This is a genomic window from Archangium sp. (assembly GCF_036389735.1).
GTDB lineage: Bacteria > Myxococcota > Myxococcia > Myxococcales > Myxococcaceae > Archangium.
Genome location: NZ_DASVWK010001097.1, coordinates 1 through 24,980, shown reverse-complemented (window position 1 = coordinate 24,980; position 24,980 = coordinate 1). Strand labels below are relative to the sequence as shown.

Below are 24,980 nucleotides of genomic sequence, written 5' to 3'. Positions count from 1 at the left end.
GGTGGAGTCGGCGGTGTTCACGTTCGAGGGCTTGCACGAGGCGATGCGGCACATGGCCCGTGCCGTCTCCGACACCCGCGAGCCCCGCCCCCGCTGGCACCTGGGGCTGGCGCTGGCGAGCGCCGCCGCGGTGGGCGCCCTGCTCTTCGCGCTGGTGCGTCCGGTCCTTGTGTCCCCTCCCCCAGACTGCCCGGAGTCCATGGCGAGCGCCGCGCCAGCACCCGTGAGCGATGCAGTGCCGACGGCAGCAGAGAAGCCGGATCCGCTCGTCAACAATTGGTACGCGGAAGCCACGCCCCAGGAGCAATCCGTGCTCGCCCTCCCCCTCCCGCGCGAGCGCTTCAAAGGACAGAAGCGCCCCCCCTGCACGCGCTATGTCCAGGTCGAGCTGGTGGGCGGATGCTGGATACCTCACAAGCTCAAGGCCCCGTGCCCGGGAGACCTCTACGAGCACCAGGGAGAGTGCTTCTTGCCCGTCTTGGCCACGAAGCCGCCGCCCCAGTCGCTCGGGCAGTAAGTGGCGCGGAGCCCCTGGCTCCCGGCACCCGGGTTTCGTCCGCACCGCCCCTCCGCGCCTCGGCCGTGCATTCTGATTCGCGGGTCCTCGCCGGCTTCGCTTGTAGACGTCTACAAGCAATGCAGGCAAATGTGGGATAAAACACGACACCGCTTGTAGACGTCTACAAGCGAAGTCACTTCCAGGCGTTGAAATGAACTCAGGCTCCGGAGCGTGAGGACCCGTGAAGGGTGTTGCACTGGGCGAACAGGCTTGAGCGCGCGTCGAACAGCCCTCAGGGGTTCCACCACACAGCGCCCTTGCCCTCGATGGCCCGCGCGGCGCGCTGGCGCACGTCGGCGAGCTGCTCGGGCGTGAGGGGCTGGAAGGCCGCGGCGGCGGCGAGCGCGGCGTCCTGCTCGTTGGCGAAGCTCATCCCCAGCAGCGCCACGTCCGGATCCAGCGTGAGCGTGTAGCGCACACACTCCTCCACGCCCAGGTGGGGCAGCGTGGGGGCCTCCGGCTCGACCCCGCCCGAGCTCACCTTGCCGCGCGGGCGCGACTGGAGCGGTCGGCCATACCCCTCGCTGTCCCCCAGAAGCTTGCCGGCCCCGAAGGTCTTGAAGCACACCGTCCCCACCCCCTTGGCCTTCGCCAGGGGGAGGATCTCCTCCACGTAGCGCGGGTGCACGAAGGGGCCCACGGGGAACATCACCACGTCGCAGCGGCCGGACTCCAGCGCGGCGCGCAGCACGTCCGGGTGGTGGCTGGAGATGCCCCGGAAGCGGGCCTTGCCCTGTCGCACGCACCGCTCCAGCTCCTCCATGCCCCCCTCCGGAGCGGCGAGCCGCTCCCAGGTGGCTGGCTGGGAGACGTTGTGGAAGACGAAGAGGTCCACCTCCCCCAGCCGCAGCCGGCGCAGGCTCTCCTCCACCTGCGGGGCCACCGGCCGATCCAGGAAGTCCACCTTGTCGATGACGAACATCCCCTCGCGCCGGCCGTGCCGCAGGGCCTCGCCGACGATCTCCTCGCTGTAGCCGTCCTCGTAGCCGGGGGCGGTGTCGATGAGGTTGAGCCCCGCGTCCATGGCGCGGTGCAGCGTGGCCACGCACTTCTCCAGGGGCACTGAGCGGTCCGCCAGGTCTCCGATGCCCAGCACGGTGGCGGTGAAGCCGGTGCGACCGAGCTGCCGGCGGGGCTGGAAGCGGGGAAGCATTCGTTCGTCTGCCATGAGGAGCCCTCAGTCTGGGTGATGGGAAGGATAGGCACCGGTGTGGGTCTTTCATCCCCCTGAAGCTTCAACCGTCCAAGCGCCGGGCTATGCTCCGCCGCCCTTTTGCCCCATTCCTTTCCGAGGTGCTCCGCGTGATCAACGCCATTGTCCGCGTTCCCCCACCGCAGAACGAGCCGGTCCTCTCCCACGCGCCCGGCTCGCCCGAGCGCGCCGAGCTCCAGGCCACCCTGAAGCGCATGGCCTCCGAGCAGATCGAGATTCCGATCGTCATCGGCGGCAAGCACCTGCGCTCCAACAAGACGGACACGGTGCGGATGCCGCACAAGCACTCGCACGTGCTGGCCACGCTGCACGAGGCGGATGGCAGCCACGTCGAGCAGGCCATCCAGAGCGCCCTGGAGGCGAAGGAGGAGTGGTCGCGGATGGCCTTCACGGACCGCGCGGCCATCTTCCTGCGCGCCGCGGAGCTGCTGGCCACGAAGTACCGCCCCATCCTCAACGCCGCCACCATGCTGGGCCAGTCGAAGACGGCCCACCAGGCGGAGATCGACGCGACGTGCGAGGCCGTCGACTTCCTGCGCTACAACGTCCACTTCGCCCAGCAGCTCATCTCCGAGCAGCCGGTGAGCCCGGCGCAGACGTGGAACATGATGGACTACCGTCCGCTGGACGGCTTCGTGTTCGCGGTGGCACCGTTCAACTTCACCTCCATCGCGCTCAACCTGTGCGTGGCGCCGGCCATCATGGGCAACGTGGTGCTCTTCAAGCCCTCGAACACGGCGGCCTTCAGCAACTGGTTCAACCTGGAGCTGCTGCGCGAGGCGGGCCTGCCCGACGGCGTCATCAACATGCTGCCGGGCGATGGCCCCACGGTGGGCAACCCCGTCATGGCCAGCCCGCACCTGGGCGGCATCCACTTCACGGGCTCCACGGCCACCTTCCAGGGCATGTGGCGCACGGTGGGTGAGAACATCGCCCGCTACAAGCAGTACCCCCGGCTGGTGGGCGAGACGGGTGGTAAGGACTTCATCTTCGTGCACGCCTCGGCGGCGGACGATCTGGAGGCGGTGGCCACGGCGATTGTCCGCGGGGGCTACGAGTACCAGGGCCAGAAGTGCTCGGCGGCCTCGCGCATCTACGTGCCCGAGTCCATGTGGCCCAAGCTCAAGGTGCGTCTCCAGGAGATGATCTCCGAGCTGCGCATGGGCGACGTCACCGACTTCCGCAACTTCATGGGCGCGGTCATCGACGAGAAGTCCTTCAAGCGGACGTCCTCGTACATCGACCTGGCCAGGCAGGGCGGCGAGGCGAGCATCGTCGCGGGTGGCGAGGTGGACCGGAGCGAGGGCTTCTTCGTGAAGCCGACGCTGGTGCAGCTCACCAACCCGCGCCACCGCATCATGCAGGAGGAGATCTTCGCGCCGGTGGTGGGCCTGTACGTGTACCCGGACGCGAAGCTCGAGGAGACGCTGCGCGAGTGCGACTCCAGCGCCACCTATGCGCTGACGGGCGCCGTCTTCGCCCGTGACCGCAAGGCCATCAGCATGATGATGGACAAGTTGCGGCACGCGGCGGGCAACTTCTACATCAACGACAAGCCGACCGGCGCCGTGGTGGGCCAGCAGCCCTTCGGTGGCTCGCGTGCCTCGGGTACCAACGACAAGGCGGGCTCCATGCTGAACCTGGTGCGCTGGACGTCTCCGCGCACCATCAAGGAGAACTTCGTCCCGCCCACCCGCGTCCCCTACCCCTTCATGGGGCAGTAGGCGCGGGAGGAAGGGTGCGGGGGAGGCGGACCGTGAACGTGGTCCCCTCCCCCTCCGCGGACTTCACCTCGATGGAGCCCGCGTGGGCCTCGACGAGCCTGCGGCTGATGAAGAGCCCGAGGCCCAGGCTTCCCAGGGTTCCTCCCGCGGCGCCGCGTCCCCGCCGGAACGGCTCGAAGAGTCGCGGCAACATGTCCGCCGGAATGGCCGGGCCCTCGTTGTGGACCTCCAGCAGCACCACGCCATCCACCCCTCGCGAGTCCACCCGCACCGGCGTGCCCGAGGGACTGTGCTGCACCGCATTGCCCACCAGGTTGGTGATGACCTGGGCCACGCGGTCCCCGTCCCACGCGCCGTGCGCGTCGCCGCTGGTGTGGAAGAGGATGGGCCGCTCGGGGTGCGCCAGCTGCACCTCCTCCACGACGTGCCCGGCCAGCTCGTGGAAGTCCAGCGGCCGGGGCTCCACCGGGATGCCGCTCACCCGCGCCTGGGTGGAGTCGAGCAGGTCGCGGATGAGCCGCAGCGCCCGGTCCGCCGCCGAGTAGATGCGGCTCAACCCCTTGGCCTGCCAGTCCAGCAGGCCCTCGCGCTTGAGCAGCACGCTGGCCGACATGGAGATGGCCGAGATGGGGTTGCGCAGGTCATGGGACACGACGGCCACCATGTCCTCGCGGACCCGGACGGCCTCCTGCTCCTGCTGGAAGAGCCGGGCGTTCTCGATGGCCAGCGCGGTGCGGTCGGCGATCTCCCGCAGGAGGATGAGATCGTCCTCGGTGTAGGAAGCGTCGGGCTCCAGCCGGAGCAGCGTCAGCACGCCGAGGATCCGCTCGGAGGCGCGCAAGGGCAGGCTCACGAAGCTGTGCGGGGTGAACTGTGTCAGGAACTCCCGGTACTCCGGCGCCATCGTCGCCAGGACCCGCTCCAGAACCTCCTGGGTAACGACGGGAATCATCAGGGGCTCCCCCGAGGCCAGCACCCGGGCCGAGACGCCCTCGATCACGCGCTGGGGCCGGGCCTTCATGAGGCTCCGAGCGCGCTCCTCCACGTTTGGATCCCGGGCGAATACCGCGCGGCCCTCCAACCACTGCCCATCCGCGGAGAGGAGTCGCAGGAGACACACGTCCCCGACGCGCTCCGCCAGCTGACGGCACGTGGTTTCCAGGATGGTCTCCAACGCCAGCCGGGACTCGGCCAGGGCCCGGGACAGCCCGGCGATCACCTCCAGCCGACTCCGCTTCGCCTCCACTTCCCGGCGCGCCTCCATCTCGCGCACGAGCAGTCGGGAGCGCTCCTCGGTGGACACCTGAAGCGAGCGCGCCATCTTCGTGAAGGTCTCGGCGAACGTCTTCAGCTCCCGAGGCCCTTCGGCTGGCACCGTGACGTCGAAGTCTCCGGCCTGGAGGGCGCGGGCCTTGTCCGTGAGCCGGGACACCGGGCGTGACAGGCGGCGCGAGAAGACGAAGGACAGCCCCACCGCGAGCAGCGCCAGGGCCACCGCCGCCTCGATCACCCGGTTGCGCAGCGTGCGCGCGGGAGCGAACGCCTCGGCCTGCTCGATGTGGGCCATGATGCAGCCGCCGCCAATCTCCTCGATGAAGCGGAAGCCATGGATGACGGGCACGTCGCGGTAGTCCCCGGCCAGTATCTCCGCGTCATGGCCGGACAGGCACTCGCGCATGGGCCGGGCGTCGATGGGGTGGCTGTGGTGCTCCCCCGAGTGCCCCGGGTACTTCGGCTTGGTGATGAAGAGCCCCTGCGAGTCCGCGAGGAACGTCTCCCCCGAGCCACCCAACCCATGGCGCTCCTGGAAGATGGGCTCGAGCAGCGCGGCGTCATAGCGCAACCCCAGCACCAACACCCCCTCCTGGAGGAGCATGGAGTAGGTGCGTGCCTCGTCCCGTTTCGGCTCGAAGCGCGCGAGCTGGCCCGGCGGTAGGGGGGACATGAGCAGGGACTCCGTCCGCTCTCCCACCAGGAGGGGCTCCAGTCCAGGGACGACCAGCCGGGCCCCCCGCACGCCCTCGGTGGCCACGAAGTTGGCGAGCGACTCCTGGAAGCAGCCACCCTGCTCCGGGCCCTTGCTGGCCAGACACCTGGCCGCGGCGACGTGCAGGAAGGTGGAGGCGCGCTCCTGCTGCCGCCGGAGCCTCATCACCAGGGCCTGCTCGCGTGCGTTCGCGGCGATCCCCACCGCGCGCATGGCCCCCTCGATCACCGTCTCTCTCGCCGCCCGGTAGGCCAGCCAGCCAAGCACCGCCGTCGTCACCAGCACGGGGGTGAGCATCAGCAGCAGGAGTTGCGAGCGAAAGGAGAGCGACCTCATGGCCTCCCGGAAGAATGGGCATGCGGTGGATGACTCCCACCGCCCCGTGGGCCGGCTCTCGGAAGGGGCTCGGGCGCTGGCTTGCCCAGCCGCTCGGCGGCGGGCGCTCCTCTATACCCGGTCGGGCTCCGTGAGCGCGAACAGCAACAAGGTCGCCTGCTCCACCGGAGTGAGTGCCTGGAACATGCTCGGCACGGCGAGCTCCACGGGAGGGGCCAGGCGGCTGTCACAGCTCCTCGGCCCCATGTACCGACCTTCGGTGTACGTCAGCTTGTAGGTGCACTGGTTGATGTAGACGTGGAGCTCGGCCGGGCTGAAGCGCAGCGTCACGCGCCCGTTGATGAAGCCCCCCTCGGCGTGGACGGTGTCCCCCTCCTGGCGGACCTTCAGGTTCACGGGCGTGGAGCCCACGACGCCGGAGACGCCCCCCTCCTTCAACGTGAGCTGCGTCGGCACGTCGAAGGCCCGTCCCCGGAGCCCCGTGGGCGTGCGGTGGAGTTGGAGGGAGAGCGAGACCACATCCTCCCCCCGGAGCTGGAGGTTGTACTGATTGAAGGGCAATCGCACGGAGATGGCGGGAGACTCGGCCGCGTCGGCGGCCCCGCCTCCCACGAGGAGCCCGAGAGCCAGGAGCGAGCGGAGGGACCAGGAGTGAAGAGAGCGCATGTCTCCAGTGTAATCCCTGTCCCCTCGCCTGGCACGTGTGCGGATATGCTGCCCGGCCATGCCTACTCCCCACATCTCCGCCGCGCAGGGAGACTTCGCCGACGTGGTCCTCATGCCCGGCGATCCGCTGCGCTCCCGCTACATCGCCCAGCGCTTCCTCGAGAACGCGCGCGAGGTCACCTCGGTCCGCAACATGCTCGGCTACACGGGCACCTTCCGGGGCCGCCCGCTCTCCGTCATGGGCCATGGAATGGGCATCCCCTCCATCTCCATCTACGCCACCGAGCTCATCCAGCATTACGGCGCCCGCGTCCTCATGCGCGTGGGCAGCTGCGGCGCCATCCGCCAGGACGTGAAGCTCCGGGACGTCATCGTCGCCGTGGGCGCGGGCACCGACTCCAAGGTGAACCGCATGCGCCTGCGGGGCCATGACTTCCCCGCCATGGCGGACTTCACGCTGGCCCGTCAGGCGGTGGAGGCCGCCGAGAAGCGCGGGCGCGCCGTGCGCGTCGGCTCGGTCTTCACCTCGGACTTCTTCTATACCCCCGGCGGTGAGAAGTACGAGCTCCACGAGCGCATGGGCATGCTCGCCGTGGAGATGGAGGTGGCGGGCCTGTACGGCGTGGCCGCCGAGTTCGGCGTGCGCGCGCTCGCGCTGCTGACCGTCTCGGACCACCTGCGCACCAACGAGCACCTCAGCCCGGAAGCGCGCCAGACGACCTTCGACGAGATGATCGAGCTGGCGCTGGACGTGGCGGGCGCTCAGTAGGCGCCGGTGCGGCGCATCACCGCTGGGAGCGTCTTGAGGAGGATCTCCAGGTCCAACCAGAGCGACCAGCGGTGGATGTACTCGCAGTCCAGCCTCACCACCTCCTCGAAGTCGGTGATGGAGCTGCGGCCACTCACCTGCCACAGGCCGGTGATACCGGGCAGGGCGCCCAGCCGGCCGAAGTGGTGCTCGCGGTAGGTGGCCAGGTCCGACTCGAAGAAGGGCCGGGGCCCCACCAGGGACATGTCCCCGCGCAGCACGTTGAAGAGCTGGGGCAGCTCGTCCAGGCTCCACTTGCGCAGGAGGGCGCCCACGCGGGTGACGCGCGGGTCATTGGGAATCTTGAACAGGCGCGCATCGCCACTGGTGTTGAGGTGGGCCAGCTTGGCCTTCTCCGCGTCGGCGCCCACCCGCATGGTGCGGAACTTGAGCATGCGGAAGGTGCGTCCGCCCCGCCCCACCCGCTCCTGGGCGAAGAAGACGGGCCCGCGCGAGTCCAGCCTGATGGCGAGCGAGATGAGCGTGAGCAGCGGGGAGATGAGCAGCAGCCCCAGCCCCGCGGCCATCAGGTCCACCGCGCGCTTCACCCAGAGCTGCCGCGCGCGCAGCGAGGGCACCGTCAGCTCCATGAAGGACAGCGAGCGGTAGGACACGGGCGAGGGACGCACCCAGCCGATGCGGTCGTTGCGGGACACGCCCAGCAGCCGGGCGCCCGCGGACATCACCGCCTCCAGCAACAGCTTGAGCTGCGCGTCGTCCACGAGGCCGCAGAGCACCACGGTGTCCACGGCGTTGTGCTGGAGCACGCTCCAGAGGTCATCCACGGAGCCGAGCACGTCCTGCGCGCCCTGGCCGGAGCCGGTGGGCACCTGGGGGGAGAGCCAGCCGACAATCTCCATGACGCCGTGGCGCGCCAGACGCTCGCGCACCTTCTGGTTGGCGGGGTCGTCCGGGTCTCCCACCAACAGCACGCGCTCGGTGGGGGAATGGAAGTAGGAGATGCGCACCAGCCGGGCGACGAAGAGGTCCAGCAGGTAGCGGCCCGCCATGACGGAGGCGCTCAAGCCGATGACCGCCGTCACGTAGTGCACCACCACGGGAGCGAGGCCGCGCAGCCACAAGTCCCTCCAGAGCACCAGGCTCACGGCCAGGAGGACGCCGCTGACGAGGCGACGCGGGGAGCGCCAGTCATCCCCGGAGTGGTAGGCCCCCGACACCAGCAGGCCCACCAGCAGGGAGACTCCCAGCTGCCATCCGCCGTGGGAGCCGAGCCGGGGGAGCACCCAGCCCGTGGCCACCTCGAGGGACTCGAGCCGGTGGCTCTCCTGAAGGGCGCTCAAGGCGGCACGCGCCAGGAGGAAGGCGCCAGCATCCACGGCCAGCAGCAGCAGCACGCGCGCCGTGGAGCGCAGCGCATGCATCAACAGGGTGTGGGGCGCGCGGCGCTGGAGGACGACCCGAGGGGGCACGAGCCACAGGGGCTTGTTGACCGCGGCGAAGCGTCCCGACATGGGCGTCCCCACGGGGGAAGGGACCGGCGAGGCAGGAGGGCTCACCCCTCCAGTCTGACACCCGACACCCGCGCCGGTCCATCCTCGCGGGTCATCCCGGGCTTCCAAACTCCTCTGGAATCACGGGTTATCTACTCCGAGCGGCATATTCCGCCCGTGTCTCGGCGGGCAACCAGGCACGTCATGTCACAGGCCCTCGGTGTGCGGAGCCCAGACGGGGGCCTCGGCCTGCCTCGTGAAGGCGCGCAGGTCGAGGTAGTCCTTGTACTCGGCCTGGACGGTGAGCGCGTCGCCCGTGGCGATGAGCGTCTCGCCCTTGGGGTGCAGCCATTCCCGGCTGTCACCCTGGCGGCGCATGGACAGCGTCAGCCCTCCAAAGCGGTCCCGCACCTCCGAGATTTTCATCCCCGGCAGTCCGTCATGCGCCTCGAAGACGGACACCACCATCAGGTGCGTACCGATGCGGAACGAGTGGACGATGCGCGGGTCCAACGCCGCCAGCGCCATGGCCGGCGCCGCCAGGGACGAGCTGCTCAGCGCCTCGGCCTTGAAGGTGTCGCGCACCTTGGCCACCAGGTCGTCATCGAAGAGCCGGATGACCACGCGGATGTTCGGGTTCATCCGCCGCGCGTCCAGCGCGATGTTCAGGTTGGCCAGGTCGTCGTCCGTGGCGCAGACGATGGCCGCCGCCTTCTTCACGTTGGTGCGCGGCAGGCACTGCGGGCCGCGGATGTCGTCGATGAGCAGCGGCACCTCCTCGTCGCGCAGCACCGACACGAAGGGCGCCTCCGCCCGCTTCTCCACCACCACCACGTCCTTGCCCAGTGCTCGCAGCTGCGCCACCACCCGGTACCCCACCCGACCCGCCCCGCACACCACCACGTGCCCCTTCAACGTCTCGGCGATCACCTCGAACCACTCCTTGTCCTGCCGGTGCTTGGCGAAGAAGAGATAGGCGAAACGCACCATGCCATCGGCCAGCAGCACGATGCCCACCGGCGGGATGACCATGTCGAGCAGCATCAGGAAGCTGTCGTCCACGTCCAGCGACGGCTGCCCGTAGAGCAGGAAGTAGACGTGCCGCAGCGCCTTGCCCATGCTCACCCGGTGCCCGTCCGGCATCACGTGGCGCACGTGGTACACCACCGGCCCGAGGCCGAAGAGAACCAGCGCCAGCGCCATCGTCGTGCGGAAGCGCCGCAGCAGGGCGAACAGGTAGCGCAGGTTCACCCGCAGGAGGCGGCGGCCGGAAGTCACCATCGGCCTCCTGCGTACCACGCCCCCGCTACCTCGGCCACACGGGGGCGCGGTGGACTCAGGCGCCCGGCGTCGGGGTGATGCCCGTCTGGGGTTCCTGCTTCGAGCGCCTGCGCTCGATCAACCACACCGCGAGCACGCCCAGCTCGTAGCAGAGCAGCATCGGCCCGGCCATCAGCGACAGGTTCACCACGTCGCCCGTCGGCGTGAGGATCGCCGCCGCGATCAGGCACACCACGAAGGCGTGCCGCTGGTACTTCATCAGCCACCCCGCCCGCACCACCCCCACCAGGCCCAGCAGCGCCATCACCAGCGGCAGCTCGAAGATGATGCCGAAGGACAGGATGAGCAGCAGCACCAGCGACAGCTGCTCACCCATCGTCAGCATCGGCCGCGTCCACGCCTCCGCCACGTAGCGCGCCTTGCCCAGCGCCAGCTCCTTCTCCAACCGCCACAGCCCCGCCAGCTCCTCGGTCCGCGTGGGCGCCACCCCAGCCAGCAGGCTCGCCCCCTCGTCCATCGCCTTCGCCGCCCCGGCGTAGTCCTCCTTCGCGTACGCCTCCACCGCCTCCGCGCGCTTCTCCACCGCCTGCCGCAGCACGCTGCGCGCCGGCGCGCCAAAGCCGTCCACCGACGCGTCCAACAGTCGTCCCATCCCGTCCAGCCGAGCCTCCAGCTCCACGCGCTCCGAGGGCGTCCGCGTGGCCTCGCCCGTCTGCCCCACGCCTTCCGCCTTCAGCGCCTTGCTCGTCTCCAGGGCCAGCTTCCCCGCCCGCTCCGCGTCACCCACCCGCAGGAAGCGCAGCGCGTCGTCCGCCCTCAACCGCCCCACGTCCAGCCGCTCCGAGAGTGCCGTGCTCTCCTCCTCGTTGAGGAGGAACTTGAACATGGAGGGCAGCACCGCGAAGTAGCAGAACAGCGCGCCCACCAGGAACGCCAGGGTGCCCATCATCACGAAGGGCCCCGCGTAGCGGCGCTCCTCCGGGTAGAGCCCCGGCGACACGAAGCCCCAGATCTGCCAGAGGATGACGGGCGTCGTCAGGAAGATGCCGCAGTAGACGCCCACCTTCATCAGGACGTTGATCTCCTCGATGCCCGAGGTGTAGACGAGCGCGCGCCCCTCGGGCGGCAGCGCATCCAGCACCGGCTTCATGAGGATGCCGAAGATGGGCTTGGCGAACACCAGCGCCACCGCGCCCAGGACCAACACCGCGGCCGTGCACTTGAGGAGGCGGGAGCGGAGCTCCGTCAGGTGCTCCGACAGACTCATCCGAAGATCGTTATCCACTGTGGCGAATCCCTGGGGCTACCCGCTCTTGGGGGTGGGGGCGTTACGCGCCACCGTGCCCGGAACGGGCTCCAGTCGCGGAAGGGCGTCCGGCTCCGCGGCCCCGGGAGCGGGCGCCTCGGAGGAGGGGGACGGGGCAACGGCGGGCACCGGCTCGGGGGGCGGCGCGGCGGAGAGCATGGCGCCAGCCGGGAGGGCATCCGGAAGGCCGCCCAGCGAGGAGGGCGGCAGCACGGGCACCGGCGAGGGCAGCGCCGCCGGGGTGGGCGGGTGCACCTTGGGGCGCGGCTCGTCCTGGAACTCCTGGTCCATCTTGTAGAACTCGCGCTCCACCACGGTGCGCACTTCATCGGTCTGCCGGCGGAAGTCCCGCACGAACTTGCCGATGGCCCGCGCGAACTCCGGCAGCCGCTGCGGCCCGAGGATGAGCAGCGCGGCTATCAGGATGAAGACCAGTTCGCCTGCACCGATGTTGAACATGAGCGGATGCTCCCAGGAAACCGCCTCGGGTTATCGCGCCCCGAGCGACGGGGTGCAACCCGATTGGGCCGCCCCTTGTCCGCCTGCTACCGAGGAGAGCGGGGCGGCTGGCCCCCCCCTCGCCCGGTGTGCACTCAGGAACGAGGCGCCCCGCCCCCGGTGCCGAGCGCCACGGGGGCCAGCGGGGAGACCGGGGCCTGGTCGCGCTCCCGCAGCCGGCGCTCCACCAGGAAGAACATCACCGGCACCGCGAGCGAGAGCGCCATGGACAGCGCCACCACTTGCGTCATCCCGCCAAGCTGCCCACCCGGCAGGGTTGTCAGCATCAGCGAGGAGAGGACCGCCCCAACCGAGGCCCCCAGATGCTGGATGGCCGATTGGAAGGACATGAAGCGTGCGCGGATGGCTGGCGCTGGTACCTTCGAGGTGAGCGTGCTGTACGCCACGTTGCGCACCCCGTTGGACAGGAAGAAGAGCGCGAAGAGCACGATCAGCGGCACACCGGCCGGCAATTGGACGAAGAAGATGTAGAGCACGGCCATGAACAGCCCCACGCCCACCGTCCCCACTCGGAACGAGCCCAGTTTGTCCACCGCCTTGCCCGCCACCCGCAGCGACACGAAACTCACCAGTCCGCCAACGAGGTAGCTGCTCTCCAGATCCTCGCGCGGATAGCCCAGGTTGTACTGCACGTATCCCGAGATGTGGGGGATGATGACGAAGCCCGCCACGTTGAGCAGCATCGTCATCGAGTACGAGAGCAGCACGTTCGTGTTGGTGAACAACTCCCGAACCGACACGGTGTGCGCCTGCTTGCGCTCCAGGTGCCCGCGCAGGGGCGGCAGGAAGAAGATGGCCGCGGCCGCCAGCAGCAGTCCCAGGCCCGCTACCAGGAAGAAGGGCAGGCGCCAGTCGCCCAACCGCGCCACCCTCAGCGCCAGGGGCACGCCGAACACGGACGCTACCGAGAAGGCCCCCATCACCGCGCCCATCGCCCGTCCGCGCCGCTCCGGCGGGATGACGTCCGCGATGATGGACATGGCCAGCGACGTGGCTGGGCCGCCGAACAGGCCCGCCAGCGCCCGCGCCACCAGCAGCGACGTGAGCCCCGTGGCGAGTCCTCCCGCCGCCGTACTCGCCACCAGTCCCAGCATGGCCACCGCCAGCGCCTTGCGCCGGTCGAACCGATCCAGGAAGTAGCTGCCCGCCACGCCCGCCGCGCACGCGGCCGTCGTGTAGGCCGCGCCGATCCAGCCGATGAGGTTGGTGGGGATGCCCAGCCCCGCCGCGAAGTCGGGGCCCAGCGGCATCACCATCACGAACTCGAGGATGTTGACGAACTGGACGGCGCCAATCAGGAAGACGACGCCGCGCTCTGAAACCACTCGGGGCGAAGACATGGGCCCCCCCTGTGTCGAGTATCAGGCCGGGTGCGCGCGATCGCTCGCGCGCCCCGTCCTCAGACCTTGAAGCGCCGGATCTCGGCGCGGAGCACTTCGGACTGACGCTGGAGGCTGTCGATGGCTTCCTCCAAACCCTTGACCGAGCGGGTCTGGTGGTCCGACACGCCCTTGATGGCCTCCACCGCCTTGAGCACCTGCTCGCTGCCCTTGGTCTGCTCCTTCTGGGCGCGATTGAGGTGGGTGACCATCTCGTTGATGTTCTCGATCGAGCGGGTGATCTGCTTGCTGCCGTGCGCCTGCTCCTGGCTGCTGCGCTGCACGTGCGCGGTGATGGCCTTCATCCGCTCGGCGCTGTTCATGATCTGCTCGCCGCCCTTGGCCTGCTCGTTGGAGGCCTTGGAGATCATCTGCACCGTCTCGGAGATGCGGTGGATGGCCTGCGTCACCTGCTTGCTGCCGCGCGCCTGCTCCACCGTGGCCCGGGCGATGGCCTTCACCATCTGCGTGGACTTCTGCGCGCTGTCGTTGATCTTCCGCAGGGTGCCCTCGGCCTCGCGGCCCAGCTGCACGCCCTCCTCCGTGTTGCGCACGCCCTGGTTCATCACCTGCACCGCGTTGCGGCTCTCCTCCTGCACGCGGCTGATGAGGTCGGCGATCTCCTTGGTGGACGCGCCCGTGCGCTCGGCCAGGTCCTTGATCTCATCGGCGACGACCGCGAAGCCCTTGCCGTGCTCGCCCGACTGCGCGGCGATGATGGCGGCGTTGAGCGCCAGCAGGTTGGTCTGCTCGGCCACGTCGTCGATGACGTTGAGGATGTTGCCGATCTCGGAGATGCGCCGGCCCAGGCTGTCGATGACGCCCGAGGCCGTCTGACTGGAGCCCTTGATGCGGTCCAGGCCCTGCATCGTCTTGCGCAGGGCCTCCACACCCGTCTGGGCGTCCTCGGACACCTGCTCGGACAGCCGCGCCGTCTCGTTGGCGTTGGCCTCCACCTGCCCGATGGAGCTGTCCATCTGGCTGATGGACGAGCTCGTCTCCTCGGTGGAGTCGCGCAGCTCGTCGATGTTCTTGGCGACCTCCTTGATGGAGAAGGTCATCTCCTCGATGGCGCTGGTGGTCTCCTCCACGCTGGCGGCCATGGCCTGGACGTTCTCCGCCACCTCGTCGTTGGTGGCGGCCATCTCCATGATGGAGGAGCTGCTCTCCTCGGCGCTCTGGTAGAGCACCTCGACGTTCTCCGCGATGCCGCGCAAGCTGGCCAGCATCTGCTCCATGGACGAGGACGTCTCCTCCACGCGCCCCTGGATGGTGGAGGCGCCGGAGGACACCGTGGTGCCCGCGCGCGAGAGCTGCTCGATGACGTTGGAGACGACCTCGGACACGCCGCGCACCTGACCCAGCGTCTTGCGCAGCGACTGGCCGATGCCATCGAGCGCCACGGCGAGCTGACCCAGCTCGCCACTGGCCTCCATCGTCACCCGGCCGGTGAGGTCTCCCTCCGCCATCTTGCGCGCCGCCACCATCATCTGGTCCAGCGGCCGGAGGATGAGCCTGTGGGTGACGATGTAGATGACCCCCACCAGGATCACCAGGCCGATCATGAAGGCCGCGACCAGCAGCAGGGTGAGCTTGCTCAAGATGTGGCGCAGGGGCGAGAAGTCCACCACCACCATGACCCGCTGAGACACCTCCTCGCCCCGGGGCGGCGCCACCGCCTCCACCAGGAGCCGATCCCCGTTGGGCAGAACGAAGGACGTGGACGCTCCGGGCTGCGAGAGCTGGGGAAGCAGCGTCTCGAGCTTCTCGGGCCGCTCGCCGCCATCGAGGAGGACGTCCCCGGTGCCGGAGAGGACGGCGGCGTAGGTGAAGTCCTTGTCCGTATGGGGCAGCACGCCAATGGCGCGCATCGCCTGCATGTCCGCGTCCGGGCGGGTCAGGACGCTCGCGAGCTCCTGGGCCTTGGCATGGCCATGCTCCAGCAGCCGGGTCTCGAGGAAATTCGAGACCAGGCGGGAGATGAACAGGTGAAGGACCCCGAGGAGGACCACCAGGGCCAACGAGAAGGTGATGACGAGGGCGACCCGGAGACCGGGTTTTTTCAGGGGTCGGAGCAAGGCGTCCGGACTGTAAGAAGTTTGACCCTCCCAGAGCAAGCAACCGGCGGTCCGTGCCCAGGGGCCCTCCACGCCTCCCCGCATGTGAAGAGAGGAGGCGGGCATCCGCGCCACGTTCGCGCCATACTGGATGGGTGGGAGCCCGCGCCATGACCCAGACGCTGCTGCTGACCGATGCCCTCTTCCTCCGGCATGACCCGGGCGAGGAGCACCCCGAGAGTCCGGCGCGGCTGGCGCACATCCTGGCGTTACTGGAGAAGGAGCCCATCTCGGGGACGGAGCGGAAGGTCGCTCGCCCGGCCACCGAGGAGGAGCTCGCCACCGTCCACACGCCCCGGTTGCGCGCGTACCTGAAGGGGCTGCGCGGCCGGCACGAGGCCGTCGATCCGGACACGACGACGTCACCGGACAGCTACGACGCGGCGGTGCTGGCGGCGGGGGCCTCGGTGCAGGCGGTGGACGAGGTGCTCGCGGGCCGCTCGCGCAACGCCTTCGTGCTGGCGCGGCCGCCGGGGCACCACGCCGAGCCGGACAAGGCCATGGGCTTCTGCCTCTTCAACAACGTGGCCATCGCCGCGGAGGCCGCGCGCCGCCAGGGCGCCGAGCGGGTGCTCATCCTCGATTGGGACGTGCACCACGGCAACGGCACGCAGGCGGCCTTCTGGACGCGGCGGGACGTGCTCTACCAATCGGTGCACCAGTACCCCTACTACCCGCAGACGGGCGCGCCCTTCGAGGTGGGCGAGGGCCCGGGCGCCGGCTACACCGTCAACTGTGGCCTGCCGGGGGGCTCGACGGACGCGGACTACGGGGCGATCTACCGCGACCTCTTCCTGCCGGTGGCCGAGGCCTTCCGGCCGGATCTGGTGCTGGTGTCGGCGGGCTTCGACGCGTACCACGAGGATCCCCTGGCCGACATGAAGCTCACCGAGCGCGGTTTCGGGGCCATGTGCACGGCGATGAGAGACCTGGCCGAGCGCACGTGCGGCGGGCGGCTGGTGCTGCTGCTGGAGGGCGGCTATGCGCTGGAGGGCCTCTCGCGCTCGGTGCACACCTGCGTGGAGGTGCTCGCGGGAAAGAGGAAGGACAGCTTCCCGGAGGGGGTCTCACGGGAGGCGGCGGCGGCGCTCCAGCGCAGCCGCGAGGCGCTGAAGCAATATTGGCCCGTGCTGGGCCGGTAGGCGCGCCACGAGAAGAGATCCGAATGATGACCGATGGTGTTGGGGTGAGACGTGGATCGTGAAGCCGTGGAGAAGTTGCAGCGCGCGGGGCTGAAGGTGGAGCAGCCCGAGCTGCTGCGGGTGGCCATCCAGCGCGACGAGAAAAAGCAGGTGGTGAGGCTGCGCGGGGAGGTGCCGGTGATGGGCAACGAGGGGCTGATGATGGTGACGCTCCAGCCCATCTCGAAGCTGTGGACGGGCTCGGCGGTGCCGCCGGACCTGTCCCGGACGCCGCCACCGCATTACCAACCCTTCTTCCTGTTGCTGGAGTCGACGGCCGCCAACTACTGCGCGGCCACTGGCAAGCCGGAGACGGATGACGAGTTCGAGCGGCTCTTCCGCCAGCTGCGCCGCAGGCCGGACGGGGACGATGCGCACCCGCTCTACTCGTACCTCCAGGGAGCCGTGCGCCTGTACATGTCCCTGCGTGACGTGAGTCAGGCCGAGTTCGAGGCGGTGGTCAACCGGCTGAGCCAGTCCGCCAAGTGGCATTCCACGCACGTGGGCAGTACCCACTATTACCGCGAGGTGCTCCACGGGCTGTTTGGAGCTTGAGCACCCGCTGGCCCGACCCGAGCAACGACGAGGAGCCCGCCGATGATCGACCTGTACACCTGGACGACGCCCAATGGATACAAGGTGTCCGTCACGCTGGAGGAGCTGGGACTGCCCTACACGGTGCACCCGATCGACATCGGAAAGGGCGAGCAGAAGCGGCCCGAGTTCCTCAAGCTCAACCCCAACGGGCGCATCCCGGCCATCGTGGACCGCGAGGAGGGAGACTTCGCGGTGTTCGAGTCGGGGGCCATCATGCTCTACCTCGCCGAGAAGACGGGGAAGCTGCTGCCGAGCGACCGCAAGGGCCGCTCACAGGTGACGCAGTGGCTGATGTTCCAGATGGCCGGCGTGGGCCCCATGCAGGGACAGGCCAACGTCTTCTTCCGCTACTTCCCGGAGAAGATTCCGGCGGCCATCGAGCGCTACCAGAACGAGACGCGGCGGCTCTACACGGTGCTCGACACTCGGCTGGGGCAGAGCGAGTACCTCGCGGGTGAGTACAGCATCGCCGACATCGCCAACTGGGCGTGGGTGCGCATCCATGACTGGGCGGGCGTGAGCGTCGACGGGCTGCCGAACCTGCAACGCTGGCTGGCGGCCATCGAGCAGCGGCCCGCGGCGCGGAAGGGAGTGACCGTGCCGCATCTCGAGAAGCGCGACACGGCCGCGGCCCAGGAGCACATCATCAAGACGGCCCAGGGCATCCTCCAGCGCTGAGCCCCCGCGCGGCACCGTCCTCCCGCCTAGTCGATCTCCCGCACGCTCAACCACTTGAAGTCGACGTCACTGGCCCCATCCCACCGGAAGAGGGCGATGGGTCCGCCCCAGGTGATGGGCATGGCCTCCACGGTGCCGCCACAGACGGACGCGGCTCCGCCCCAGTCCCCGGCGTCGGTCATCTCGTAGACCTTCACCCACGACACCCTATCGGCCCTGGTGTCGAGCCACAGCTCCAGCTGGACGGCCGTCCCTCCCTCCACGGTGGGGACGTTGCGCATGATGGCCTTGAAGCCCACCCACCGGCCGCGCAGCGAGGTGGTCGCCGCCACGTACGGCGACGAGTCGTAGCTCACGTGCCAGGACTCCTTCTGCCACCGCACCCGGCCGTCGTAGTGGAGCGCGCCGTGGTAGGCGGAGCCCTCGCACGCCTTCCCATCGGAGTGCTCGCCACCGCGCGCCTGCCAGGAGAGGTTCTCGTCCGGCTTGCCGCCCGAGTTCACCCGCACGTACCCCGTCATCTCCACGTTCTTCCAGTCGTTGGGCGCCAGCATGTAGCCGCGCCCCGTGAGCACCTCGCGGTCATAGGTGGGGATGGCGGTGGCGTCGTACCCCGTCGACGTGAACACCTGCATCCGCACCTGCTTGCTCCGTATCTTCCAGGAGCCGTCCCGGTTGCGCGTGAGGGTGTTCTGCGGATCGAAACGCGGGTCCGCCCTCGCGTCGTCCGCCAGCCTCCATTCCTCCCCCCCCGCCTTCGTCGGGTAGAGCATCGTCACGCCGAAGGTGTCCGTACCGGCCGTCACCGCGGGAGAGGCTCGGGACTCGCGCGCCGTCGCGGGAACGCCCGCGAGGACCAGCACGAGCACGAGGCCCGACAAGGTACCTTTCAAGAAGCACTGCCCCGGATTCCACGCCACGCCCTACCTCCACGCCACAGGTTGCGTCCCCGCGGAGCCCCGCGACCCGGAGCCACCGCATGGGACTTCAGGGCCGGAGAGTGCAGGGTCCACGCCATCCGCTCGGGTGTCAGCCCAGCTCGCATCCGACGCCGGACAGCCTGCCCGTCCGTCCGATGGCGCTGTTCCCGGGATGACGCGCGCCCCCGTGCCGCACCCCAGCGCTTTCCCTCCCCTGCCCCCGCGCTTCCATGGCAGGAAGGCCCCACGACACCCGGAGGAAGACACATGGCGGAGCTGAGCTATCGGACGGCGCTGGTGACGGGAGCCTCGAGTGGCCTGGGACGGGGACTGGCGCTCTGGTTCGCCCGGCGGGGCGTCAAGGTGTACGCCGCGGCCCGGCGCCTCGAGAATCTGGAGGCGCTCGCCAACGAGGCCCGTGCGGCCGGCTCCCACGTGGAGCCCGTGGAGCTGGACGTCGCCGACGAGGAAGCCACCCTCGCCCGCATCCGCGAGCTCGACACCGCCAGCGGGGGCCTGGACCTCGTCATCGCCAACGCGGGCTTCGGCAAGGAGACGAGCGGCAAGCGCATCAACTGGGAGACGGTGAAGCAGACCATCGACGTCAACGTCACCGGCGCCGCGGCCACCCTCTGTGCCGTGCTCCCACGGATGGTGGAGCGCAAGCGCGGCCACGTGGTGGGCGTGGCCAGCATGGCCGCCTTCCGGGGCTTTCCGCGCAATGCCCCCTACTCCGCCTCCAAGGCCTTCCTCCACACCTTCCTGGAGAGCCTGCGGGTGGACCTCCGGGGCACCGGCGTCCACGTCACCTGCATCTACCCCGGCTACGTGAAGAGCGAGATGACGGCGCCGAACAAGGGCCCCATGCCCTTCCTCCTCGAGACGGAGGAGGCCGTGGAGCTGATGGGCAGGGCCATCATCCGCGGGGAGGCGCAGTACGCCTTCCCCTGGCAGACGGCCAGCGTCCTACACCTGGTGAAGCTGCTGCCCAACGCCCTCTTCGACAGGGCGCTGGGCAAGAGGCGCTGAGCTACGGCGCCCCCATGATGAAGTCCTGCACGCCCACCTGGCCCTTCTCCGGGGCCACGTCCTCGGGCTGCGTGCCCTTCTTGAACCAGATGTTGGCGACGTCCTTCGAGCCGGAAGACGCGATCTTCCCCGTCTTCTTGTCGATGCGCAGCAGCATCATGTTCTCGCGCAGCCACTCGGGCGGCCAGAACTCGGACTGGGGACGCGCCGCCAGCGCCGTCTTCATGTAGCCCAGCCAGATGGGCAGCGACGCCCGGCCACCCGTCTCGTAGCGGCCCAGCGGGTGCACGTTCTTGTCGTAGCCCACCCACGACACCGTCACCAGGTCGCGCGTGAAGCCGGCGAACCACGTGTCGAACGAGTCATTGGTGGTGCCCGTCTTGCCCGCCGCTGGCTTGCCCAGCTTCTGCGCCGGCGCGCCCGTGCCCTCCTGCACCACGCCGCGCAGCATCGAGGTGGTGATGAAGCCCGTCTCGGGGCTCATCACCTGCTCGCCCGGCTCGAAGAGGCGCGCGTAGCCCGCCGCCACCCGGTCCTGGAGCGGTGCCCAGGCATCGTCGTACGCCGTGTGGTCCTCCAGCGTGCGCCCGAAGCGGTCTTCAATCTTGCGCACGAAGTACGTGGGCTTCTTGCGGCCGTAGCGGTTGAAGACGGCGTACACGTTGGCCAGGTCGTACGGGTACACGCACGAGGAGCCCAGCGCCGCCGAGAAGTCCATGTTCATCGGCGTGGTGAGGCCCAGCCGCGTGCTCCACTCGGCCATGTTCTTCACGCCCACCGCCGCGAACGTCTTCACCGCGGGGATGTTCATCGAGTTCACCAGCGCCGTGCGCAGCAGCACGTCGCCCATGAACTCGTCGCTGTAGTTGTCCGGCTTCCACGCCACCCCGTTCTCGGGGTCGTGCTCGACGATGGGCGAGTCCACGATGATGGTGGCGCCCGTCCACCCGAGCTGCTCCAGCGCCGCCGAGTACACCAGCGGCTTGAAGGAGCTGCCCGGCTGGCGGCACGCCTGGAAGGCCCGGTTGAACTCGTTGGCGTCGAAGTCGTACCCGCCCACCATCGCCGTGAGGTACTGGCGGTGGGGATCGATGGACACCAGCGCGCTCTGGAGCTCCGGCTCCTGCTCCAGCCGGAAGAGCGGCACGCCCTCGGGGACCTCCTTGTCCAGCTTGCGGTCGAACTGGACGTTGTCGTCCGTGAGCTCCTTCTTCACCACGTGGCGCACCACGAGCACGTCGCCCACGCTCAGCACGCGCTTGGCGGACGTGAGCATGAGGCCCGGGTAGAAGCCCTCGGGGTTCACCTTGCGCGCCCAGCGCATGCCCAGCAGCGGCAGCAGTCCCTTGTGCGGGCCCACCTGCACGTCCGCGCCCTCGGCATCCACCCGCGTCACCAGGCCCACGTACAGCTTGTTCTCCTGGAGCTGCTCGTCGCCCATGACCTTGGTGGCCTTCTGCAGGAAGGCCGTGCGCTCCTGCTCCGTGCCCAGCTGGAGCACCGGCCCGCGGAAGCCCTGACGCTTGTCGATGGACAGCAGGCCCTCCAGCACCGAGTCCTGCGCACCGCGCTGGCGCTCGCTGTCCATGGTGGCGAAGATCTTCAGGCCGTCGTTGAGCAGCACCTTGTTGGTGTAGCGCTCCACGATGTCGCGGCGGACCTGCTCGGTGAAGAAGGGCGCGAACTCGTGGAAGACGTCCTCCACCGGGTACACCCGCACCGGCTCCGCGTCGGCCTGCTTGCGCTCGGCCTCGGAGATCATCCCCTCGTCGAACATGCGCCGCAGCACGTACGAGCGGCGCTTCCTGGCCGCCTCCGGCATCATGAAGGGCGAGTAGCGGCTGGGCGCCTGGGGCAGGCCGGCGATGAGCGTCATCTCGCCCAGCGTCAGGTCCCTCACGTCCTTGCGGTAGTAGTTCTCCGCCGCGCTCTGCACGCCGTAGCTGTGGTGCCCGAGGAAGACGTTGTTGAGGTAGAGGTAGAGGATCTCCTCCTTCGTCAGCGACTCCTCCAGGCGCCGGGCGAGGATGGCCTCACGAATCTTGCGCGTGAGGTTCTTCGCGGTGGCGCTCTCGTAGCCCTCGGCGGCGATGAGGACGGCCTTGGCCGTCTGCTGCGTGAGGGTGGAGCCACCCTGGAGGCTGCCGCCCAGGCCCAGCTTCTTGCGGATCGTCTTGAAGGCGGCGCGCGCCGTGCCCAGCACGTCCACGCCCTGGTGGTCGAAGAAGCTGGAGTCCTCGCTGGCGATGAAGGCCTGCACCAGCCGCTTGGGGATGCGCTCGTAGGGCACCACCTTGCGCCGGTGGTGGTAGAACTCGCCGGCCAGCACCGCGTCGTCGGTGTAGACCTCGGTGACGATGGGCGGCCAGTACTGGTCCACCTGGGGGATGTCCGGCAGTCCCTCCGAGAAGTGGTAGTACACGCCCACCACGGCCAGCACGGCGGCGGTGGCACCCGTCAGCGTGGCCCACGCGGCGAACTTCAGCAGCCTCACCCAGAGGGGGCGCTTGGGAGGAACGCCGTCGAGCACCAGCTTCGACTGGGAGCGATCCGTCTGATCGGTCTTCTCGGGATTCTTGCTCATGGGGGGTCCAGCGCGGCGCGCTTCAACACGTCCTTCAACTCCGGGGGCATCTTCGCTTCCACCGCCACCTTGCCCCCGTGAGCCGGGTGGGGAAATTCGATGAACTCGGCGTGCAGGAACAGACGCTTCAGGCCCCAGCGGGCCTTCACTTCGCGGTTGAAGGCGAAGTCACCGTACTTCTTGTCTCCGGCCACCGGATGTCCGATGGCCACCAGATGCCTTCTTATCTGATGAGTGCGTCCGGTCTCGATGACGCAGGAGAGGAGGGCTGCCTCGCTCGATTGCTTGATGACCTTCCATCGGGTGACGGCCTCCTGCATGTTCACCCCGCGACGGGCCTTGGACTCGGCCGTCTGCTGGTGTTCGGCGAGGGGGAGGGTAATGACACCCGACTCCTTCGGCATCTTCCCCTTGACCAAAGTCAGGTAGCGCTTGCGGGGATGTCCGTTGGTGAAGAGATCCGTGAAGTGGACCATCGCTGGCCGACGCTTGGCCACGAGGATGACCCCGCTCGTCTCCCGGTCCAGCCGGTGCGCGGGGCTCGCGGCGAAGTCGTTTCTCACGGCTTTCGGGCCCAGGTGGGCGCGCACGTAGTCCACCAGGGTGCCCCCCGTAATCCCGCTGCCGGTGTGGACGGCCATCCCACTTGGCTTGTCCACGGCCATCATCCAGTCGTCCTCCAGGAGGATGACCAGCTCGCTGGGGTCCACGGGGGGTGGAGGTGGGGGTTTGCGCTCCTCGGGGCGGGCCGGCACCAGGAGCTGCTCCTCGGTGCCCCGGATGGAGACCATGTCTCCGGCCGCCAGGGGTTGCTCGGGTTGGGCGCGTTTGCCGTTCACCCGAACCTTTTTCACCCGGATCATCTTGAAGAGGTGGGAGGTGGGCACATTGGCGAGCTTCTTCCGGAGGAACTTGTCCAATCGGATGCCCGCGTTGTCGTCGTCGATTCGGAACTCGATCATTTGACTGGCGCTGGGACCTCACCACACCGATAAATTCGGGTCCATGCCGAAAGCCCCCACGATTGAACAGCTGCTACAGAACGGAAGCGCCGAATGGAACCGGCTGCGCAAGGCCGGCAAGGTGCCAACCGAGCACACGGGCGCGACCTTCGCACAGCTCTTCTCCGCCAACGCCGACCTGTCGGGACTGGGACTGGTGGGCAGCGAATGGGAGCGCTGCGACCTGTCCAAGATGAACTTCCGCGACACGGACCTGTCCAACGCCTACTTCCATGGCGGCCGGCTGCAGGACTGTGACTTCCGCGGCGCCAACCTCGAGGGCGCCACCTTCGAGAAGCTCAAGCTGCTGCGCTGCGACTTCACCGGGGCCAAGGGCCTGGAGGAGGCGGACTTCGAGGACGTGGACATGGACCGCGTCGTCGGACTGGACGGACAGGAAGCCCCGCCGCCTCCGCCCCCGCCCGTGCAGGGCATCACCGCCTTCACCCGCGAGCAGCGCGACAGGGTGATGGGCCCCGGGGCCCTCGCCGGCGGCCCCTCCGAGCCCCAGGCCTCCGAGAGCGACCTGCCGCCCTTCCGGCCCCAGGACAACCCGGGCCAGCTCTTCTTCCGCGCCCTCAAGCGCCTCGGGGCGCCGCCCCTGTGGGTGCTGGATGTGCCGGGCCAGCGCCCGCTGCTGCCCGCGCGCATGCCCCCGGGCTCCTCGCTCGAGACGCTCTACCGCGAGGCCGTGAAGACGCGGCTGGAGAACAAGAAGCCCTCGGCGGACCCCGGCGCGGTGGAGCGCGCCCAGCGCTCGCTGCGGCTGGGCAGCAAGGACTCGCACCTCGCCGCCATGTACCTGCGCGAGGTGGGCGTGGTGCCCTCCTTCCGCTTCTCCGCGGCCAAGGCCCTCAAGGACTCCCTGCGCGAGGAGCTCCAGGTGGATGACCTCACCAGCTCGGTGGATCCGCGCACCACTGGCGCGCTGTTGGAGCTCAGGCTGCCCCAGGAGGTGGTGGAGCACACCCACGAGGTGCGCCGCCGCCTCGCCGCCACCCAGCTCTACACCGCGCTGCTGGAGGCCGGCTTCAACGCGGAGAACAACTGGGAGGAGGCGCTGGAGTCCGCCGACGCCGCCATGGAGCTGGCGCAGCTGGCCACCGGCGAGGACCGGCAGGCCCTGCTCGAGTCCTTCCAGGTCTTCTCCGCCCTCCCCGAGGAGGCCCGCCTGCGCCGTCTGGCCTACCTCGCCGAGTCCCTCTCGCACATGGAGCTGCTGGGCCGACTGCCCGAGGGCATGGAGCCCGCGTGGCTCACCGGCCCCGAGACGCGCGAGTGCCACGAGCGGGAGATGACCTACATCCAGTCGCTGCGCGCCGAGGACATCCCCAAGAAGGTGCCCGCGCTGGCCAAGGCCGAGCTGGGCGTCCCCGAGGGCCAGGTGCCCGAGGAGAGCGACGACGACCTCTTCATCCAGCTGCGCTGCGAGGTGTGCGGCAAGGAGAAGCTCATCGTCCAGTCGACCGGCGGGGAGTGAACGACTCGGGACACTCCCCCTGTCCCATCTGGTACACGGGACACCCGCTCGCCAACCCCCAGGGCCTGATTTCAAGGGGTTGGCGCGCGGCACGCGGAGTGCTTTGGGGAAGGTCGTCTCTTCAACCCCCGGAGCACTCTCCATGAAGCGGATTCAACTGCTGG

The 24,980-nt window shown here is 69.1% G+C and carries 19 protein-coding genes and 1 pseudogene; 8 read left to right on the top strand and 12 right to left on the bottom strand.

All coding sequences use genetic code 11. The features are described 5' to 3' along the window. A pseudogene (locus VF794_RS39510) lies at nucleotides 1-517 on the top strand (hypothetical protein); the annotation flags it as partial. Between the two features lie 274 nt (nucleotides 518-791). Here the strand turns inward: VF794_RS39510 and VF794_RS39505 are convergent. After that, nucleotides 792-1,727: an aldo/keto reductase gene (locus tag VF794_RS39505; RefSeq protein ID WP_331118842.1), complete on the bottom strand. Its 936-nt coding sequence runs from the start codon at nucleotides 1,725-1,727 to the stop codon at nucleotides 792-794. Between the two features lie 134 nt (nucleotides 1,728-1,861). On the opposite strand from VF794_RS39505, the gene pruA reads away from it, so the two are divergent. After that, a complete protein-coding gene (pruA, locus tag VF794_RS39500; RefSeq protein WP_331118840.1) occupies nucleotides 1,862-3,496 on the top strand; it encodes an L-glutamate gamma-semialdehyde dehydrogenase in 1,635 nt (544 codons plus the stop codon). Here pruA and VF794_RS39495 read toward each other — a convergent pair. Continuing rightward, complete coding sequence (locus VF794_RS39495; protein WP_331118837.1) at nucleotides 3,483-5,819, bottom strand: ATP-binding protein; 2,337 nt, start codon at nucleotides 5,817-5,819, stop codon at nucleotides 3,483-3,485. The two genes, pruA and VF794_RS39495, sit on opposite strands and share 14 nt — an antisense overlap. Before the next feature lie 111 nt (nucleotides 5,820-5,930). Beyond that, a complete protein-coding gene (locus tag VF794_RS39490) occupies nucleotides 5,931-6,485 on the bottom strand; it encodes a hypothetical protein (protein WP_331118835.1) in 555 nt (184 codons plus the stop codon). 58 nt (nucleotides 6,486-6,543) lie between these two features. Here VF794_RS39490 and deoD point away from each other — a divergent pair, with 58 nt between their 5' ends. Then, nucleotides 6,544-7,254, top strand: a complete 711-nt coding sequence (gene deoD, locus VF794_RS39485; RefSeq protein WP_331118833.1) for a purine-nucleoside phosphorylase — start codon at nucleotides 6,544-6,546, stop codon at nucleotides 7,252-7,254. Here the strand turns inward: deoD and VF794_RS39480 are convergent. The 6 genes from VF794_RS39480 to VF794_RS39455 all read right to left on the bottom strand — a co-directional run bounded on the left by VF794_RS39480 (nucleotide 7,248) and on the right by VF794_RS39455 (nucleotide 15,307). Beyond that, nucleotides 7,248-8,765, bottom strand: a complete 1,518-nt coding sequence (locus VF794_RS39480) for an exopolysaccharide biosynthesis polyprenyl glycosylphosphotransferase (protein WP_331118831.1) — start codon at nucleotides 8,763-8,765, stop codon at nucleotides 7,248-7,250. The two genes, deoD and VF794_RS39480, sit on opposite strands and share 7 nt — an antisense overlap. Before the next feature lie 186 nt (nucleotides 8,766-8,951). Beyond that, complete coding sequence (locus VF794_RS39475; protein ID WP_331118829.1) at nucleotides 8,952-10,025, bottom strand: NAD-binding protein; 1,074 nt, start codon at nucleotides 10,023-10,025, stop codon at nucleotides 8,952-8,954. 55 nt (nucleotides 10,026-10,080) lie between these two features. Further along, the gene (gene tatC, locus VF794_RS39470) at nucleotides 10,081-11,292 is read right to left on the bottom strand and encodes a twin-arginine translocase subunit TatC (RefSeq protein ID WP_331118827.1); all 1,212 of its coding nucleotides are present in this window, start codon (nucleotides 11,290-11,292) and stop codon (nucleotides 10,081-10,083) included. 36 nt (nucleotides 11,293-11,328) lie between these two features. Next, on the bottom strand, nucleotides 11,329-11,790 hold the full coding sequence (locus VF794_RS39465) for a twin-arginine translocase TatA/TatE family subunit (RefSeq protein WP_331118825.1): 462 nt from the start codon (nucleotides 11,788-11,790) through the stop codon (nucleotides 11,329-11,331). Nucleotides 11,791-11,924: 134 nt separating this feature from the next. Further along, on the bottom strand, nucleotides 11,925-13,190 hold the full coding sequence (locus tag VF794_RS39460) for an MFS transporter (RefSeq protein WP_331118823.1): 1,266 nt from the start codon (nucleotides 13,188-13,190) through the stop codon (nucleotides 11,925-11,927). Between the two features lie 59 nt (nucleotides 13,191-13,249). Then, on the bottom strand, nucleotides 13,250-15,307 hold the full coding sequence (locus tag VF794_RS39455; RefSeq protein ID WP_331118821.1) for a methyl-accepting chemotaxis protein: 2,058 nt from the start codon (nucleotides 15,305-15,307) through the stop codon (nucleotides 13,250-13,252). A 149-nt stretch (nucleotides 15,308-15,456) separates the two neighbouring features. Here VF794_RS39455 and VF794_RS39450 point away from each other — a divergent pair, with 149 nt between their 5' ends. The 3 genes from VF794_RS39450 to VF794_RS39440 are packed head-to-tail and all read left to right on the top strand — an operon-like array spanning nucleotide 15,457 to nucleotide 17,802. Further along, on the top strand, nucleotides 15,457-16,488 hold the full coding sequence (locus tag VF794_RS39450; protein ID WP_331118819.1) for a histone deacetylase: 1,032 nt from the start codon (nucleotides 15,457-15,459) through the stop codon (nucleotides 16,486-16,488). Nucleotides 16,489-16,539: 51 nt separating this feature from the next. Further along, nucleotides 16,540-17,082 (top strand): hypothetical protein, encoded by a 543-nt coding sequence (locus VF794_RS39445; RefSeq protein WP_331118817.1) that lies wholly within the window; start codon nucleotides 16,540-16,542, stop codon nucleotides 17,080-17,082. 42 nt (nucleotides 17,083-17,124) lie between these two features. Beyond that, a complete protein-coding gene (locus tag VF794_RS39440) occupies nucleotides 17,125-17,802 on the top strand; it encodes a glutathione S-transferase family protein (RefSeq protein ID WP_331118816.1) in 678 nt (225 codons plus the stop codon). Between the two features lie 26 nt (nucleotides 17,803-17,828). Here the strand turns inward: VF794_RS39440 and VF794_RS39435 are convergent, their stop codons facing one another. Beyond that, nucleotides 17,829-18,695: a carbohydrate-binding protein gene (locus tag VF794_RS39435; protein ID WP_331118814.1), complete on the bottom strand. Its 867-nt coding sequence runs from the start codon at nucleotides 18,693-18,695 to the stop codon at nucleotides 17,829-17,831. A gap of 294 nt (nucleotides 18,696-18,989) precedes the next feature. Here VF794_RS39435 and VF794_RS39430 point away from each other — a divergent pair, with 294 nt between their 5' ends. Then, complete coding sequence (locus tag VF794_RS39430) at nucleotides 18,990-19,751, top strand: SDR family NAD(P)-dependent oxidoreductase (protein ID WP_331118812.1); 762 nt, start codon at nucleotides 18,990-18,992, stop codon at nucleotides 19,749-19,751. Between the two features lies 1 nt (nucleotide 19,752). On the opposite strand, the gene VF794_RS39425 is transcribed toward VF794_RS39430, so the two are convergent. Further along, complete coding sequence (locus tag VF794_RS39425) at nucleotides 19,753-22,335, bottom strand: PBP1A family penicillin-binding protein (RefSeq protein WP_331118810.1); 2,583 nt, start codon at nucleotides 22,333-22,335, stop codon at nucleotides 19,753-19,755. Continuing rightward, nucleotides 22,332-23,297: an RluA family pseudouridine synthase gene (locus tag VF794_RS39420; protein ID WP_331118809.1), complete on the bottom strand. Its 966-nt coding sequence runs from the start codon at nucleotides 23,295-23,297 to the stop codon at nucleotides 22,332-22,334. Before VF794_RS39420 ends, VF794_RS39425 begins: the two co-directional genes overlap by 4 nt. A gap of 43 nt (nucleotides 23,298-23,340) precedes the next feature. Between VF794_RS39420 and VF794_RS39415 the strand changes: the two genes are divergently transcribed. Continuing rightward, the gene (locus tag VF794_RS39415; protein WP_331118807.1) at nucleotides 23,341-24,816 is read left to right on the top strand and encodes a pentapeptide repeat-containing protein; all 1,476 of its coding nucleotides are present in this window, start codon (nucleotides 23,341-23,343) and stop codon (nucleotides 24,814-24,816) included. The last annotated feature ends 164 nt before the right edge of the window (nucleotides 24,817-24,980 follow it).